We start from the raw sequence: 15,627 nt of genomic DNA on the forward strand, positions 1-15,627 counted from the left end.
CTGTTCTGTTTATGACGTGGATGGGGCGATTGCTTAGCGCAACCAGATCTCAACACGACGATTGCTTTCGCGGCCATCCGCAGTCTCGTTGCAGCCGACTGGTGCCAGCGGACCATAAGACGACACCTGCATGCGGCCTGCCAGAACGTCACCACCCACGGCGCCGACAAGCGCGTCACGCACGCTTGAAGCACGCAGTAGCGCCAGACGCTCGTTCAAGTCAAAACGACCAACGTCATCCGTAAAGCCAATGATCAGGATATCGCGGTTGCGCGCCTCAGGACCGTTCAAGAAGTCGACCATACGCTGTACGTCGACAACCGACTTCGTATCAAGCAAGGATGAGCCGGATGTAAAACGGAACGTCGTGGACAAACGATCAGCGGTGGCCAGATCACTTGAGAAGTTTTGCACCAAACCCAATGTTGTGTTGTTGTTGGCCGACAAGATTGCTGAAGTCATCCGTGTACCCTGAAGGCTGATCGGCTGCGCCACGACGGTTTGATCGACGTAGCCGACACCTTGGATCAACGGCTGCGCAGCCGGAGAGGTCATGAAGTCGACGAAGTCAGCACCGGTTGACGCCAGCACGGCATCACCAGAATAGGCAAAGACACGACGGCTCAGCGGGTATTCTTCGGCCTTGATCGCAAAGTCTGTGGCATAGGCGAGCGGACCACAGGTCTGACGGATTGGCAGCACTTCGCTATCGCCGGTTCCTGCCAGTGTTGTGATCGTGATCGCTGTTTCGTCCTGTGCAACGAGGGCAGCAGCTTGGCTTTCGCTCTCAGCGCGCTCGGCGCTGCGGCGCAGGCGGACACGCAAAGGATCCAGCACCAGTTCAGAGAAACCATCATCCAATGATGATCCTTCCGCAGGCAAGAGCATACGGATCGGTGCGTTGTCACCACCTAGTTCAGACCAGTTTCTGATCCGGCCGGAGGCGATCTGGGCGAGTTCTTCCAATGACACAGACCGCACTGGGTTATTGGGGTGCACGATCGGGACGAGTGCGTCCAGTGCGATAACCCGCTCGCGCGAAAGATCACGCAAATCATCACCACCACGCGCGATCACGCCGTCAGCCACTGACGCCGGCACAGGTGTTTTGGTAAGAGCGAGGCCAATCTGATTGCTCACCAGTTGCGCAAAGCCGTCAGTTGGCGAAACCACACCAACGTCTACTTTACCTGCGGTCGTGTTGGTGGCCATGTTTTGCAGGTCGATCCGGGCAACAACACCGTTTGCATCCGGGACGGAAAGGCCTGTCAGATCACGTGAAGACGCAAAACCATTTACCATCGCCTGCAAAAGGCTGGCGGTTGCAGGCTCGGTCACGGCGACTGTCAGATCAAGGTTTGTGTTGTTAGACGGGCACCCTTCGCCTGTGCAATTCGTTGCATCGCGCGATAGGCGCAGTTGGCCAATATCTGTGTCCAATACGTAAATTTCGTCGTCAAATGACAGCAGCGTACCGGAAATGGTCACCGCGTTGTCCTTGCTTGAAATCGTTACTTCCTGCGCCGTCACGGCAAGTGGTGCGGCTGTTAAACAGGCTGCCAGGGTGAGTTTTTGTCGAAAATGATTCATGTCATTAACCTTCTTTAGTGGTAAGCGACGCCGTAAATCACGGCGGACCGTTTCTGACCGTTGTGCTAAGAATCCATTTTGTCCAAAAAAAGATACAATTGCGTCCAAAGGGGAAATTGTTTCCTCTCAATGCCTATTATTATGCAACCTTTGATTGAATTGCTGTACTCAAGCGAGGGATTCTGGCGGCAAATTCGGGCCAGCGATGCGAATGTGACGGCTTTGAGGCACCATGCGAAAGGGCGTAACCTGCGCAATATCACGCCACGCTTGTTTCCATTGACCCAAAGCCATGCTTACTGCACATGTTCGACACATTTGCAAAGGATCTAAGCATGATTATCGGTCACATCGGCGCGCGCGCAGGCAGCAAGGGGGTGCCAAACAAGAACTTTCGCATGCTGCATGGCAAGCCCCTGATTGATTGGTCACTTGATCAACTTTTCGCCTGCGGCCGGGTCGACCATGTCGTGGTTTCCACGGATTCACCTGAAATATATGAACATGCGCTGAAACGCGGCGGGCTTGATATCGGTCTGCGCCCGGCGGTGCTGGCAACAGACACGGCAGCCAAGTGGGATGTCTGGCAACACGCATTGGGCGAGGTTGAAAAGCAAACGGGTCCGGCAACGGCATTTCTTGATCTTGACTGCACGTCACCCCTGCGACTGCCTCAGGACATAGAGGCGGGGCTTGATCTGTTTGCCGCCCAATCACCCGATATGGTGATGTCGTGCTGTGAAAGCCGCAAGAACCCCTACTTCAACATGCTTGAAACTGATGCCAATGGCGCTTTGCAAGTGTCAAAGCCGCTACCCCACGGTGTCGTGGCACGCCAGCAGGCACCGATGGTCTATGATCATGTTGGATTGGTCTATGTGGTCAAGCCAACCTATCTGCGGACGGCGACACGATTGTTTGAAGGGCATGTCATTCCACTTATCGTCCCGAACGAACGCGGGCTGGACGTTGACAGTCCATTTGACTGGGATGTCATTGAGTATTTGCTCGGCAAACAGATTGCCGATGGCCTGCGCGACCCGGCCTAGCGCCACCCCTGCCATGGCTTGAGCGCTGCCTGCTTTGCCAGAAAGCTTTGCGTGACCGCCTCGCGGTCATATTCGGTCTTGATCCAATCCAGAATAGCAATGGGTGATTGCGCATTTCGGGCAGCATAGACATCACAGAAGTGGTCCAGAATACCGGTCGCCGTGCGCCGGATATGGAGATAACGAAAGCTCAGATGTGCCCGTGCCTGATCCAGCGTTTTCCCTTCATGTACCATCAGATATAGGATGGCGGCCAAGCCGGTTCGGTCCGCGCCTGACTTGCAGTGCATCAAAAACGGACGTTCTATGGTTTCAAACGCGTCCATCAAATCCAAAAGGGCCTGCACCTTTGGCGCGCGTCTTGCGGTCATCTTGATGGTCACCAGCGTCATGCCAAGCGCGGCACAGCTTTCTTCTTCGAACAGATAGTGTGGCTGTTTTTCAACGCCACGCAAATTCAACACGGCCTTGATGCCCATCTTCGCGTAGGCTTCAAACCGTTTCGGGTCCGGCTGATTGGACCGATAGACGCCATCGGCGACCTTGTCGAAATTATGCCAGAACGTGCGAAAAATGCCGTGATCCAACCAACGCATGTGCGACATCGACCGGCGCCGTTCGGCTGGATCGGTGATGTCATGACCAAAGGATTTGCGCAGATCGCGTTCCTTTTGGTCCAATGCTCTGAATATCTTGCGGATCATAGCGGGCTCTGTCTGCGGTGTTGCGCTGTCACTTGGACCATGCCCGCCCGCATTGCAATGGGCGCTGCCCAATTGCCCCCCAAGGTGAAACCCCATAAACACGCACTTAACGTCAAACACAGGAGCCTTTTCATGGATATCGCTGGCCGCAAAATCGGGCCCGAGCACCCGCCCCTTTTGATCGCCGACATCGGCATTAACCACGGCGGTGATCTGGCTGTCGCCAAGGAAATGGTGCGCCTTGCTGCCGGTGCCGGCTGCGAGATGATCAAACATCAAACTCACATCATCGAAGACGAGATGACCGAAGAGGCCAAGCAAATCTTCCCGCCCAATGCAGATGTGTCGATCTGGGATGTGATGGAGGCCTGCGCCCTTTCGCTAGAGGATGAGGCGGAGTTAAAGCGCTATACCGAAGAGCTTGGGATGATCTGGATTTCGACGCCCTTTTCACGGGCGGCGGCAGATTTCCTGCATGAGCTTGATGTACCCGCCTTCAAGATCGGATCGGGCGAGGCAGACAACCTGCCCTTGATCCGACACATCGCGCGGATGGGCAGACCGGTGATCATGTCAACGGGAATGCAAAGCATCGAAACGATCCGCGCTTCCGTTGCGATCTTGGATGAGGCAGGTATCGACTATGCGCTGCTTGAGTGTACCAACCTGTACCCCTCACCGCCCGAGATCGTGTCACTGCAAGGCGTGACTGACCTCAGGAACGCATTTCCAAATGCGGTTGTTGGATTCTCCGATCACTCAATCGGGCCAGATATGGCGCTGGCCTCGGTGGCATTAGGTGCTTGCATTCTTGAACGGCACTATACCGACACCCGCTATCGCAAAGGGCCTGATATCATCAATTCGATGGATCCGGCTGAATTGCGTTACATCATCGACCGGTCCCGCGAAATTCACACGGCGCTACACAACCCCAAGCAACGCACCAGCGCCGAAGAAGATGTGTATCGCTTCGCCCGCGCTTCGGTCGTGGCGGACCGCGATTTGCCTGCAGGACATGTTATCACCGAGGCTGACATCTGGGCACGCCGTCCCGGATCAGGCGAGATTGCAGGCTATGATTTCGACAAGGTGATCGGCAAGACACTGACCCGTGCCGTGACACGAAATACCCAATTGAAGTGGGCCGATCTGGATGGCTAAGCCATTCACCTTTGTTTGCCTTGATCCCCGCAAGAAGAAGCGCGCGCATATCACGACGCTGCTGGCACCTTTGGGCGGGCTGCACTGGTGGCGTCTGCCCAAACTGGCTTTTGCCAACTGGCCCCAGACGACCGAACGCGCCGAAAAAGCGCTGCTGGCAGCGCGCGGCATTCCAGCACCCGGTCTCAAACGTCGCATTTGGACCCATATCCTGCAAATGCAGTACAACGGCACACGCCGCTATTTTGAACGCAACCCGGACAATGTCGCAGTGGTATGGAACGGCCTGAATGGATCGCGCAGGGTCTTTCTGGACGCCGCCAAAGATGCAGGCGCAAAGACGCTGTCATTCGAATTGGGTCCTTTCCCGGGGCGGATCACTGTAGACCCTGTCGGTGTGAATTATGCCAACTGCCTGCCCCGCTCTGCCGTACCCTATAAGAACTGGCTGGCCGACAGCGGCGTCGATCCATCCGCATGGCGCGCCTTGGGCGCACAGATCAGACAACGCACGCCGGACCAGCCCCCCACGCCAAGCGCTGGTTTGCCACCACTCACCGACCCATTCATCTTTGCTCCGTTGCAGGTGCCGGGTGATAGCCAACTTCGCCTCTTTGGCGGCGCGTTTCGCACGGTTGATGCCTTCGTGGGCGCCTTGGTGCAGGCGGCGAAAGCCTTGCCCGACGGCTGGCATTTACGCCTGAAGGAACACCCCAGCACACCCGCCTTCGTGGCTGACATATTGCGCGGGGTTGATGCCCCGATCTATCTGGACAACGCATCCGACACCTTCGGACAGGTCGCGGCCAGCCGAGGGGTTGTTACGATCAACTCTTCCGTCGGATTAGAGGCGATGTTCTTTGATAAACCGGTCGTGGCTTGCGGTCAGTGTTTCTGGGCGATCCCCGGCATGGCCGCGCAGGCGCCCGATCAGGACGGTCTGACCAAAGCCTTGGCGCAAGCTCCCGATTGGACGTTTGATCCCGACACGCGCAACGCAGTGATGAGCTTTCTTGATCAGGTCTATTATCCAAAACTGAGCGACAGCGACCCACAAACGATTAAGGATCGGCTAAATGGCGAAGGCCCGTTTGCCTTTCTGGCCACAAAAGAAGGGGCGGACGCATGATGTGGCCTTTCCGCAGACCCGCACCTTCCCGCGCCAGCCGCATTGCAATTCAGCCGCCCAAACCAGAGGCGGCGCGCGCATCCTTGGCACTGGTTCTCATTGCCCGGAACGAAGCCGCACGCATTGGCGATTGGCTGACGTTTCATGCACTCGCAGGGGTGTCGCACGTCTATCTGTACGACAACGGGTCTACCGATCAGACAGCCCAAATTGCGCGCGATTTTACCGGCTGTTCAGTGACGATCATCCCTTGGAAGCTGGACACATCAGAGGCCAAGACAGGTATGATCCTGCCGCGTCAGATTTTGGCCTACGCCCACGCGATTTGCACCTTTGGCGCAGGGTATCAGCGGATGGGGTTTACCGACACGGACGAATATCTGGTCCCGCACACTACGCTGACCCTGCCAGAAGCCCTGGCGGCGCTACCCAGCCCCAACATCTCACTCCCGTGGACGATGTTCGGGCATGGTGGCCATAAAATCGCCCCGCCCGATGCGGTGCCTTTCGCCTTTCAGCAGCGCGCGCCGGAAGCGGTCGGCCCACTGCTGAACTTCAAGTGCATCGTGGACCCTTGCGATGTGACCCAAGTCAGCACCCATAAGTTCCACACAAGATCGCAAGGTGATGTCAGCAGCAACACACTGGGGCAAACCGCACCTAACGCACGTCGTACGGGTAGTTTCGTGACCCAGCAGGCGATCCAGCTCAACCACTATTACCTGATGTCGGAAGAAGAAATGCAGGCCAAGATATCCGGCCCTGCGGTGTCTGGATCGGCCCAGAAACAACGCGCGGCGGCTGTGCTTCGCAAGGCAGCCTTGATCGAAGAGAACCCGATCACGGACACCGCCGCGATAGACTTTCTGGCCCGACACGGCATCACCAACACACAGGCGCTGCGTGCGCGATTTGCCGGATAGGACAAAAATGAAACTTCATTTCCAACACCTGCGCCGGACCGACAATATTGGGGACAATGCGTGTTCGCCATTCGATTACTTCGATTGGGGTGACGCAACCGTGTCGGACGTACGTGATGACGATACGCCAGATTATGACGTTGGCATCTACGGCGGCGGTAAGATCTTTGGGGGGCTCGCCAACTATGCCGGCGTGCGTCGTCACAAAGGTGCGATCAACATCGCATGGGGTGTTGGGACAGTGCAGTCATTCCCGTTCTCGCTGCGTTACATGAAAGCGCGGCGGAGGATGGATATTGTCGGCTCGCGCGATTATGGCGACAAACGCTACATTTACGCCCCCTGCGCAAGTTGCATGTCGCCCATGTTCGACGCGCCGCCCACTCCTGAACATGATGTGGTGTTCTATGCCCACGCCGGGAAAACGACCAAGATGGGCATCGACATTCCCGCAGACATGCCAACAACCGACAACCACTGCGCGTCACTGGAAGACGCGCTGAGTTTCATCGCCAGCGGCAAAACAGTTATCTCAAACTCGTACCACGGGGTCTATTGGGGGCTGCTGATGGGTCGCCGCGTGCTGTGCCTGCCGTTTTCCAATAAATTCGGTGGCTACCGTTTGCCACCCCATTATGGCACCGCAAAGAATTGGCAGGCCGAGATCAAGAATGCGGTCGCTCAGCCACAGATGCTTGGGCTGGTAAGGGCGGCGACGCAGGATTTCAAAGCCATTGTGGACGCCAAGATCGCGGCACTTTCGTAAGCGGTGCGGCAGTGCGCCGCGCGATTCCTGAAGGAGCGTTGTTGCCAGATTGGGATAAAGAACATAACGTGAACATATGGCAAAACTTGACCTCTCACAAAAGCTGGCGATTCTCAGTGACGCGGCCCGTTACGACGCCTCTTGTGCGTCCAGCGGCACGACGCGGCGTGATAGCCGTGACGGCAAAGGGTTAGGGTCGACCGAAGGGTCCGGCATCTGCCATGCCTATGCCCCAGACGGGCGCTGCATCAGCCTGCTGAAGATCCTGATGACGAATTTCTGCATCTATGATTGCGCCTATTGCATCAATCGGGTGTCGTCGAATGTGCAACGCGCGCGGTTTTCGGTGGATGAGGTCGTGCAGCTGACGATTGAATTCTACCGACGCAATTATATTGAAGGGCTTTTTCTGTCGTCGGGCATCATCCAGTCGCCGGACAAGACGATGGAAGACATGCTGCGCATCGCCAAACGCCTGCGCGAGGTTGAGAATTTTCGCGGGTATATCCATCTGAAGTCCATTCCTGACGCGGCTCCTGAACTTATTGAACAGGCAGGCCTATATGCTGACCGGCTGTCGATCAATGTGGAACTGCCCACCGACAATAGCGTCAAAGCCTATGCCCCTGAAAAGAACCCCGTGACCATCCGCAAAGCGATGGGCGATGTGAAGTCGCGCAAGGATGTGGCCGGTGAGCGCAGCTATACCGGCAAGCGCGGCAAGCGCTTTGTGCCAGCGGGCCAGTCGACGCAGATGATTGTGGGGGCTGATGGATCGACAGATGCCACTATTCTGGGGCAGTCCACCCGGCTTTATGGCGATTACAAACTCAAGCGAGTGTATTATTCGGCCTTTTCACCTATCCCGGACGCGACGGCAAAACTGCCCTTGATCAAGCCACCATTGGTGCGCGAACACAGGCTTTATCAGGCCGATTGGCTGATGCGGTTTTATGGTTTTGGCGTTGAAGAGATTACCGCCTCCCGAACGGACGGCAACCTTGATCTCGACATTGATCCCAAACTGGCGTGGGCCTTGCAAAATCGCGCGCAGTTCCCTGTGGACGTGAACAAAGCCGGTAAGGAAATGTTGCTGCGCATCCCTGGCTTTGGCACCCGCACCGTGCGGCGCATCCTGTCCACACGACGGCATCGCCGCCTGCGCTATGATGACCTGTTGCGCATGGGCGCGTCGCTGAAAAAGGCGCAGGCCTTTATCACCGCCGCTGACTGGTCGCCCGGTGGCCTGACCGACAGCGCCAATTTACGCGCACGCTTTGCACCACCCCCAGAACAATTGAGCCTGTTTTGATGTATACCGTGCCCCTGCCTCGGATCGGCACAGATGTCGCGTGGCGCGATGCGGCCAAACGGCTGATTGGCGCAGGCGTATCGCCCGAAGACATCCTGTGGGATTTCGACAATGAAATGGGCGAGCTCTTTGCGACAGCCACCGCCCTGCCCCCTGTGACACGACGGATCAAGGCCCCGCAAAGCTTTGTCCAGATGGCGGATTGGGTCGTCTGGCACAAGGACCCACAACGCTTTGCCCGGCTCTATGCGCTGCTTTGGCGGTTGCGCCATCAGCCAGGTCTGATGCAGGACCGCGCTGATCCAGAGCTTGCAAAGCTGCGCCATATGGAAAAAGGCGTGCATCGCTGCAAACACAAGATGAAAGCCTTCGTGCGCTTCCGCGATCTGCGCCAAGGCGGCGACAGGCGTAGTTTTGCAGCATGGTTCGAACCCACACATCATACGGTCGAGCCCACCGCGCCGTTCTTTGCCCGGCGCTTTGCCGATATGGACTGGATGATCGCGACCCCCGATGTGACCGCCCAGTTCGTGGATGGTAACCTGTCGTTCCATCCCGGCCAGCCCAAGCCGGATTTACCAGAGGACGCGGCAGAGGCCTTGTGGGGCACCTATTTCTGCAACATCTTCAACCCCGCCCGCCTGAAGGTTAGCGCGATGACGTCCGAGATGCCCAAGAAATACTGGAAGAACCTGCCAGAGGCGCAGCACATCCAAGGGCTGATCGCCGGGGCAGAAGCCAAGGTGCAGCAAATGCGTGACAATGCCCCGACCTTGCCGCCTGAACGGGCCGCCAAGATCAAACGGCAGTTGCGCGACGAATAGGTCAGCGTTGTGGTTTCAGATGATCTGGGCTTAAGTGCTGCGGAAATGAAGCGGAGCGCCTTGCATGACCACAACCGTCTTTCTTGCCGTCATCGGGGCGGCCCTACTGCATGCGGCTTGGAATGCGCTGGTGAAAGGCGGGGCCGATAAGCTAGTGTCGCTGACCGCGGTGATGTTCGGGCATACGCCTTTTGCAATCGTCGCTGTTTTAATCGCACCACCAATAGGGGCAGAGGCCCTGCCCTTTCTGGCGGCAGGCATCCTGCTGCACTTGGGATATCAGCTCTTTTTGCTTTATTCCTACGGCGCGGGCGATCTGACCCAAGTTTATCCCATCGCCCGTGGCTCCGCCCCGCTAATCGTTGCCTTTGTGTCGATCACGGTGCTGGGGGTGACACTAAGGGGCACCGAGCTGATCGCCGTCCTCATTATCGGGATTGGCATTGTCAGTCTTGCACTTGTCCGCCGTGCTGATGGGTTGCGCAACGGCAAAGCGGCCATGTTTGCGCTGATCACAGGCTGCTTTATTGCAGGCTATTCGATTGTCGATGGGATGGGCGCGCGGGCGGGTGGTACATCGCTGGGTTATTTCGGCTGGCTGGCCATTGGGAACAACATCGCGCTAGCGGTCATTGTGGCGATCCGCGCACCACAAACGTTTGGCAAGCTTTGGGAAAACGGACATCGGCTGTTCTGGATCGGCGGCGGCGCATCATTCATCGCTTACGCCATCGTCACATGGGCCTTTACCCAAGCGCCCATCGCGCTGGTCACCGCATTACGTGAAACCAGTATCGTCTTTGCGCTGCTGATTGGTGTCTTCTTCTTGAAAGAGCGGTTGGATCTTATGAAGGTTTTCTCCACCATGACTGTGCTTGTCGGGGCGGCATTGCTGCGGCTTGCACGGCCTTAGGTGTTGAACAAGAAGTGCATCACATCACCGTCTTTGACGATATAGGCCTTGCCTTCCGCGCGCATCTTGCCGGCTTCTTTGGCGGGCTGCTCGCCACCCAGCGTCACGAAATCGTCATAGGCGATCGTTTCCGCCCGGATAAACCCGCGTTCAAAATCGCCGTGAATGACGCCTGCGGCCTGGGGTGCGGAGGTACCTTCTTTGATGGTCCACGCGCGGGCCTCTTTCGGGCCGACGGTGAAGTAAGTCTGCAAGTGCAGCAATTCGTAGCCCGCACGGATCAGTCGATCCAAACCGGGCTCCTCCAGCCCCATTTCCTCTAGAAACATATCGGCCTCGTCCGGCTCAAGCTGGCTGATTTCTTCCTCAATCCGCGCCGAAATGACGACGTGGGAGTTGCCTTGAGCGGCCGCCATTTCAGCCACGCGGGCGGATTGGCTGTTGCCGGAACCGGCGCTGTCTTCTTCAACATTGCAGACATAGAGTACCGGCTTGGTGGTCAGCAGTTGCAGCAGTTTCCATGCTTTCGCATCTTCGGCATCCACCGCTACCGTGCGGGCCGGTTTCCCGTCTTCCAACGCAGCCTGCGCCATTTCCAACAAACGGACCTGCTGAACGGCCTCCTTGTCACCACCGCGCACTTTGCGCACGAGATTCTGCATCCGCTTTTCAATGCTTTCCAGATCGGCGAGCATTAATTCGGTTTCGATCACTTCGGCGTCTTCGACGGGATCAACACGGCCTTCGACATGGGTGATGTCATCATCTTCAAAGCAGCGCAGCACATGGGCGATGGCATCGCATTCGCGGATGTTGGCCAGAAACTGGTTGCCCAACCCCTCACCTTTACTGGCCCCCTTCACGAGGCCCGCGATATCAACAAAGGTCATCCGTGTCGGGATGATCTGTTTGGACGAAGCGATAGCCGCAAGTTTATCCAACCGCGCGTCAGGCACGGCGACATCACCAACATTGGGTTCGATGGTGCAAAACGGAAAATTCGCCGCCTGCGCCGCCGCCGTTTTGGTCAGCGCGTTAAACAAGGTCGATTTACCCACATTTGGCAAACCCACAATACCCATCTTGAAACCCATCACGGCTCTCCTTTGATCCTTGCCGCGCTTCTAGGGGTGGATTGTCCAAGGCGCAAGCTGCGCGAAACGACAGTCTGCCATTGATTTTCCCTGCCTCATCAAGCACACCGTCCCAAGTTTGCAGACCGGGGACGATGATGAGCAGAATCGACGCAAAATTCGCGCAGTTGCGTGGTGAGGGAAAGAAAGCTTTCGTGGCTTATGTCATGGCGGGCGATCCCGACTATGAAACGGGGCTTGAGATCGTCAAAGGCCTTCCCGGTGCGGGTGTTGATATCATCGAACTGGGCATGCCTTTCACTGATCCGATGGCTGATGGCACGACCATTCAGCTGGCCGGTCAACGCGCGTTGGAGGCTGGGCAAGATCTGGAAAAGACGCTGCAATACGCCCGCGAGCTACGCAAAACGGACGACACGACGCCCATCGTGATGATGGGCTACTACAATCCGATCTATTCGCGCGGGGTCGATACCTTTCTGACCGACGCCAAAGCCGCAGGCATCGACGGGCTAATTATTGTTGATCTACCCCCTGAAGAAGACGACGAACTTTGTATTCCCGCGCAGAAGATGGGCCTCAACTTTATCCGCCTTGCAACTCCTACTACTGACAACAAACGCTTGCCGACGGTTCTGCAAAACACATCTGGCTTTGTTTACTATGTGTCTGTGACCGGTATCACCGGCACAGCCGAGGCACAGGCAGGCGATGTCGGCCCGGAAGTGGCGCGGATCAAATCACAAACGGATTTGCCCGTCATTGTGGGCTTTGGGATCAAGACGCCTGATGCCGCCGAAGGGATTGCGAAGATCGCTGATGGTGCTGTTGTCGGCTCTGCCATTGTGGAAAAAATCGGTGCAGGCGAAAGCGTCAGCGAGGTTCTGGCCTTTGTGAAAACGCTCGCTGACGGCACGCATCGCGGTTGATCCACATCAACGCGGCCTCTTGCGCAAATCCTGTAAATCGGTAACAATTAATTACCAATTCAAGGAATTCGTCATGGCTGTCATCACCACAATCGCAGATCTCAAGCGGCTGCATAAGCGGCGCACACCCAAGATGTTCTACGATTATGCCGAAAGCGGCAGCTGGACCGAACAGACCTTTCGCGAAAACACCTCGGACTTTGATCAGATTCGTCTGCGCCAGCGTATCGCGGTGGATATGACGAACCGGACAACCGCCAGTCAGATGATCGGTCAGGATGTGGCGATGCCAGTGGCCCTTGCACCTGTCGGCTTGACGGGCATGCAATGCGCGGATGGTGAAATCAAAGCAGCCCGTGCCGCCGAAAAATTCGGCGTGCCCTTTACGCTATCGACCATGTCGATTTGCTCGATTGAGGATGTGGCCGAAAACACGACCAAGCCGTTCTGGTTTCAGGTCTATACACTCAAAGACGATGATTTCATGCAACGTTTGTTCGACCGGGCACGCGATGCGGGCTGTTCGGCGATGGTAATCACGCTGGATTTGCAAATCATGGGTCAACGACACAAAGACCTGAAAAACGGGCTGTCGGCCCCACCGAAATTCACGCTCGCCAGCATGGCGAACCTTGCGACCAAATGGCCGTGGGGGATTGAGATGCTGCAAACCAAGCGGCGGTTCTTTGGCAACATCGTGGGCCATGCCAAAGGCGTGTCCGATCCATCCTCGCTTGCGTCTTGGACGGCTGAAGCCTTTGATCACGCCCTTGATTGGGACCGCGTGGCGCAACTGATGAAAATGTGGGGCGGCAAGGTTATCCTGAAGGGGATTCTAGACGCCGATGACGCCAAGAAAGCCGCTGAACTTGGTGCTGATGCAATCATTGTTTCCAACCATGGCGGGCGACAGTTGGATGGCGCGCTATCCTCCATCCGCGCTTTGCCGGCCATAATGGATGCGGTGGGCGACAAGGTCGAAGTGCATCTTGATAGCGGCATCCGCTCTGGTCAGGACGTGCTGAAAGCGCTCGCGATGGGGGCCAAGGGTACCTATATCGGGCGCGCCTTTGTGAATGGTTTGGGTGCGATGGGTGAAAAGGGCGTCACAACGGCGCTTGAGGTTATTCACAAGGAATTGGATACCACGATGGCGCTGTGCGGCCGACGTGATGTGAAGACCTTGGACCGCGATATCTTACTGGTGCCTGAAGGTTTTGAGGGGCGTTGGGCTTAGGGTTAGTTGCCCATCTGATTTGACTGGCCCGGCTGCTTTTCCTGCTGGACCAACAATGCCAAGGGCAAAGCCGTCAAAAGCAGAACCGCGACACCAAGAAACGCAATGCGCAGCCCGAATGCCTCGGACATCAGCCCCATCAGCATCGGTGCAAAGAAGAAGCCCGAAAACCCGATAACTGCGGTCCGGCTGATCGCTTCCGTACGCAGATGCGGTGCCACCAGCTTGCCCACCAACGCGAGACCCATCGGCCCGATGACGGACACGCCAAGCCCTAAGATGCCGAACCCGACGTACGCCACGACGGGGGTCGGCGCCAAGGCAGCGATCACCGCGCCAGTTGCCGAAATGACAGACGCGCCGATGACAACCGGTATCTCGCGCATCCGCGCGGCCACCGCCTGCCCCGAGAAACGACCAACCGCCATGGTTATGCCAAGCATTGCAGGACCCAGCGCACCTTCAGCGGCACCACCGCCAAGGGTCCGTTCAACATGCAGCGCTGACCATGCCTCGACCGTGGCCTCGGACATGAACGCGACCAGTACAATCGCGCCGCATAACACGATCGGCCAAAGCGGATAGCCACCGTCATACCCGTCTTCAGCGGCAACGTAGGTCACATCCATACGCAACAAGGGTAGCAACAAAAGGGCGATAACCCCAAAACCCACAAACACCGGTGTGGGCGGCAGCCCTGCTTCGCGTGTAAAGCCCACCACCAAAGCGCCAACCGCATAGGCCACCGAAAACATCGCATGGTTTGCGTTCATCAGCGGGCGGTTGTGCTTGGCTTCCAACTCGCTCACCCGCGCGTTCATGATCACATCCAACAGACCAGAGGCTAAGCCGACGAACGCCATCGCCACAGCGAACACCAATGGCAAAGTGACTTGTCCCGGCAACAGCCATGCAATCGCCAAAAGCACAGCACCCACCTGCATCCCGCGTGGGCCAAGGATACGGTCCGCCCTTGGTGCCAACCACATCGCCGACACCAACCCTGTCGCTGACCCCAACAGCAACGTCCCAAAAAGTGCATCAGACGCGCCCAACTGCGCCTTGATCACAGGCACATAGGCGGCAAAACAACCCCAGAACATGCCCACTACAACAAAGGCTGTGGCAGGACGGCGAGACACGGAAAGAGCATTTAAAATGGACATGAACGCAGACCTGCATCCCAAATTTTTCCAAAGCAAGTTCCAAAGTGGACAGGAGTGATAAAACCTCTTTTCAAACTGACACAATGCCCCTATACGGCGGGCTTCATCGGGCTCGGACACCCTTGGAGGCGGGCCCCCACATTAAGGAATATATCTATGGCTGGAAAGATCCCAGATCTTAACGCCAAGGTACGCGCGGGGACAGGCAAGGGGGCCGCCCGCCAAGCTCGCCGTGAAGGCGACGTACCTGGCATTGTTTATGGTGGCGGCACAGACCCGCAATCCATCAGCATCCCATTCAACTACCTTCTGACAAAACTGCGCAAGGGTGGCTTTATGTCCACGCTGCACAACCTCAAGATTGAGGGTCAGGATGACGTCCGTGTGATCTGCCGTGGCGTTCAGCGCGACGTGGTCAAGGACCTGCCAACACACATCGACCTGATGCGCCTGAAGCGTACAAGCCGTGTGAAAATCTTTATCCCTGTTGAATTCCTCAACGCGGATACATGCCCTGGCGTGAAAAAAGGCGGCGTTCTGACTGTCGTGCGTAACGAGGTTGAACTCGACGTTCTGGCTGGCGACATCCCTGAGCACATCACGATTGATTTGGCAGAAGTTGAAATCGGTGACACCATTTCGATCAGCGACGTTACACTGCCTGAAGGTGCGACACCTGCGATCACCGACCGTGACTTTGTCATCGCCAATGTCCAAGCACCACGTGCGCTTTTGGCCGAAGATGATGAAGACACCGAAGAGGTCGCAGCAGACGAAGTGCCAACAACTGGCGACGAAGAAGAAGCTACCGAAGAATAATCAACACA

At 56.9% G+C, this 15,627-nt stretch carries 15 protein-coding genes; 11 read left to right on the forward strand and 4 right to left on the reverse strand.

From position 1 onward, the window contains the following. Positions 1-33: 33 nt before the first annotated feature. Positions 34-1,590, reverse strand: coding sequence for a phosphate ABC transporter substrate-binding/OmpA family protein (locus MWU60_RS12765; RefSeq protein WP_247227719.1), 1,557 nt, complete (start codon positions 1,588-1,590; stop codon positions 34-36). A 335-nt stretch (positions 1,591-1,925) separates the two neighbouring features. Between MWU60_RS12765 and MWU60_RS12770 the strand changes: the two genes are divergently transcribed. Beyond that, positions 1,926-2,639 carry an acylneuraminate cytidylyltransferase family protein gene (locus tag MWU60_RS12770; RefSeq protein WP_247227720.1) on the forward strand — a complete coding sequence of 238 codons (714 nt, stop codon included), beginning with the start codon at positions 1,926-1,928 and terminating at the stop codon, positions 2,637-2,639. Here the strand turns inward: MWU60_RS12770 and MWU60_RS12775 are convergent. Further along, complete coding sequence (locus MWU60_RS12775) at positions 2,636-3,343, reverse strand: tyrosine-protein phosphatase (RefSeq protein ID WP_247227721.1); 708 nt, start codon at positions 3,341-3,343, stop codon at positions 2,636-2,638. The genes MWU60_RS12770 and MWU60_RS12775 overlap by 4 nt on opposite strands. 132 nt (positions 3,344-3,475) lie before the next feature. On the opposite strand from MWU60_RS12775, the gene MWU60_RS12780 reads away from it, so the two are divergent. The 7 genes from MWU60_RS12780 (at position 3,476) to MWU60_RS12810 (ending at position 10,374) form a co-directional block, all read left to right on the forward strand. Further along, positions 3,476-4,507, forward strand: a complete 1,032-nt coding sequence (locus MWU60_RS12780) for an N-acetylneuraminate synthase family protein (protein WP_247227722.1) — start codon at positions 3,476-3,478, stop codon at positions 4,505-4,507. Next, positions 4,500-5,636, forward strand: a complete 1,137-nt coding sequence (locus MWU60_RS12785) for a capsular biosynthesis protein (protein WP_247227723.1) — start codon at positions 4,500-4,502, stop codon at positions 5,634-5,636. The genes MWU60_RS12780 and MWU60_RS12785 overlap by 8 nt, the downstream gene beginning before the upstream one ends. Then, positions 5,633-6,559 carry a glycosyltransferase family 92 protein gene (locus MWU60_RS12790; protein WP_247227725.1) on the forward strand — a complete coding sequence of 309 codons (927 nt, stop codon included), beginning with the start codon at positions 5,633-5,635 and terminating at the stop codon, positions 6,557-6,559. The genes MWU60_RS12785 and MWU60_RS12790 overlap by 4 nt, the downstream gene beginning before the upstream one ends. Before the next feature lie 7 nt (positions 6,560-6,566). Next, positions 6,567-7,325, forward strand: coding sequence for a polysaccharide pyruvyl transferase family protein (locus MWU60_RS12795; RefSeq protein ID WP_247227726.1), 759 nt, complete (start codon positions 6,567-6,569; stop codon positions 7,323-7,325). A 76-nt stretch (positions 7,326-7,401) separates the two neighbouring features. Then, positions 7,402-8,637 (forward strand): putative DNA modification/repair radical SAM protein, encoded by a 1,236-nt coding sequence (locus MWU60_RS12800; RefSeq protein WP_247227728.1) that lies wholly within the window; start codon positions 7,402-7,404, stop codon positions 8,635-8,637. Next, positions 8,637-9,461: a TIGR03915 family putative DNA repair protein gene (locus tag MWU60_RS12805; protein WP_348644684.1), complete on the forward strand. Its 825-nt coding sequence runs from the start codon at positions 8,637-8,639 to the stop codon at positions 9,459-9,461. The genes MWU60_RS12800 and MWU60_RS12805 overlap by 1 nt, the downstream gene beginning before the upstream one ends. A gap of 64 nt (positions 9,462-9,525) precedes the next feature. Beyond that, positions 9,526-10,374, forward strand: coding sequence for a DMT family transporter (locus MWU60_RS12810; RefSeq protein WP_247227730.1), 849 nt, complete (start codon positions 9,526-9,528; stop codon positions 10,372-10,374). Here MWU60_RS12810 and ychF read toward each other — a convergent pair. Continuing rightward, positions 10,371-11,468, reverse strand: a complete 1,098-nt coding sequence (gene ychF, locus MWU60_RS12815) for a redox-regulated ATPase YchF (protein WP_247227732.1) — start codon at positions 11,466-11,468, stop codon at positions 10,371-10,373. The genes MWU60_RS12810 and ychF overlap by 4 nt on opposite strands. A 137-nt stretch (positions 11,469-11,605) precedes the next feature. Here ychF and trpA point away from each other — a divergent pair, with 137 nt between their 5' ends. Then, complete coding sequence (gene trpA / locus MWU60_RS12820; RefSeq protein ID WP_247227734.1) at positions 11,606-12,397, forward strand: tryptophan synthase subunit alpha; 792 nt, start codon at positions 11,606-11,608, stop codon at positions 12,395-12,397. 73 nt (positions 12,398-12,470) lie between these two features. After that, the gene (locus tag MWU60_RS12825; RefSeq protein WP_247227735.1) at positions 12,471-13,634 is read left to right on the forward strand and encodes an alpha-hydroxy acid oxidase; all 1,164 of its coding nucleotides are present in this window, start codon (positions 12,471-12,473) and stop codon (positions 13,632-13,634) included. A gap of 2 nt (positions 13,635-13,636) precedes the next feature. On the opposite strand, the gene MWU60_RS12830 is transcribed toward MWU60_RS12825, so the two are convergent. Beyond that, positions 13,637-14,800, reverse strand: a complete 1,164-nt coding sequence (locus MWU60_RS12830) for an MFS transporter (RefSeq protein ID WP_247227736.1) — start codon at positions 14,798-14,800, stop codon at positions 13,637-13,639. A 156-nt stretch (positions 14,801-14,956) separates the two neighbouring features. On the opposite strand from MWU60_RS12830, the gene MWU60_RS12835 reads away from it, so the two are divergent. Further along, a complete protein-coding gene (locus MWU60_RS12835; RefSeq protein ID WP_247227737.1) occupies positions 14,957-15,619 on the forward strand; it encodes a 50S ribosomal protein L25/general stress protein Ctc in 663 nt (220 codons plus the stop codon). Positions 15,620-15,627: the final 8 nt, after the last annotated feature.

It is taken from the genome of Yoonia sp. F2084L (assembly GCF_023015625.1).
In the GTDB taxonomy this organism is placed as follows: domain Bacteria; phylum Pseudomonadota; class Alphaproteobacteria; order Rhodobacterales; family Rhodobacteraceae; genus Yoonia.

What these genes read in the sequence shown, in the direction of transcription:
- MWU60_RS12765 (WP_247227719.1), bottom strand. Translation starts at nt 1,590, where the DNA reads ATGAATCATTTTCGACAAAAACTCACCCTGGCAGCCTGTTTAACAGCC.
- MWU60_RS12770 (WP_247227720.1), top strand. Translation starts at nt 1,926, where the DNA reads ATGATTATCGGTCACATCGGCGCGCGCGCAGGCAGCAAGGGGGTGCCA.
- MWU60_RS12775 (WP_247227721.1), bottom strand. Translation starts at nt 3,343, where the DNA reads ATGATCCGCAAGATATTCAGAGCATTGGACCAAAAGGAACGCGATCTG.
- MWU60_RS12780 (WP_247227722.1), top strand. Translation starts at nt 3,476, where the DNA reads ATGGATATCGCTGGCCGCAAAATCGGGCCCGAGCACCCGCCCCTTTTG.
- MWU60_RS12785 (WP_247227723.1), top strand. Translation starts at nt 4,500, where the DNA reads ATGGCTAAGCCATTCACCTTTGTTTGCCTTGATCCCCGCAAGAAGAAG.
- MWU60_RS12790 (WP_247227725.1), top strand. Translation starts at nt 5,633, where the DNA reads ATGATGTGGCCTTTCCGCAGACCCGCACCTTCCCGCGCCAGCCGCATT.
- MWU60_RS12795 (WP_247227726.1), top strand. Translation starts at nt 6,567, where the DNA reads ATGAAACTTCATTTCCAACACCTGCGCCGGACCGACAATATTGGGGAC.
- MWU60_RS12800 (WP_247227728.1), top strand. Translation starts at nt 7,402, where the DNA reads ATGGCAAAACTTGACCTCTCACAAAAGCTGGCGATTCTCAGTGACGCG.
- MWU60_RS12805 (WP_348644684.1), top strand. Translation starts at nt 8,637, where the DNA reads ATGTATACCGTGCCCCTGCCTCGGATCGGCACAGATGTCGCGTGGCGC.
- MWU60_RS12810 (WP_247227730.1), top strand. Translation starts at nt 9,526, where the DNA reads ATGACCACAACCGTCTTTCTTGCCGTCATCGGGGCGGCCCTACTGCAT.
- ychF (WP_247227732.1), bottom strand. Translation starts at nt 11,468, where the DNA reads ATGGGTTTCAAGATGGGTATTGTGGGTTTGCCAAATGTGGGTAAATCG.
- trpA (WP_247227734.1), top strand. Translation starts at nt 11,606, where the DNA reads ATGAGCAGAATCGACGCAAAATTCGCGCAGTTGCGTGGTGAGGGAAAG.
- MWU60_RS12825 (WP_247227735.1), top strand. Translation starts at nt 12,471, where the DNA reads ATGGCTGTCATCACCACAATCGCAGATCTCAAGCGGCTGCATAAGCGG.
- MWU60_RS12830 (WP_247227736.1), bottom strand. Translation starts at nt 14,800, where the DNA reads ATGTCCATTTTAAATGCTCTTTCCGTGTCTCGCCGTCCTGCCACAGCC.
- MWU60_RS12835 (WP_247227737.1), top strand. Translation starts at nt 14,957, where the DNA reads ATGGCTGGAAAGATCCCAGATCTTAACGCCAAGGTACGCGCGGGGACA.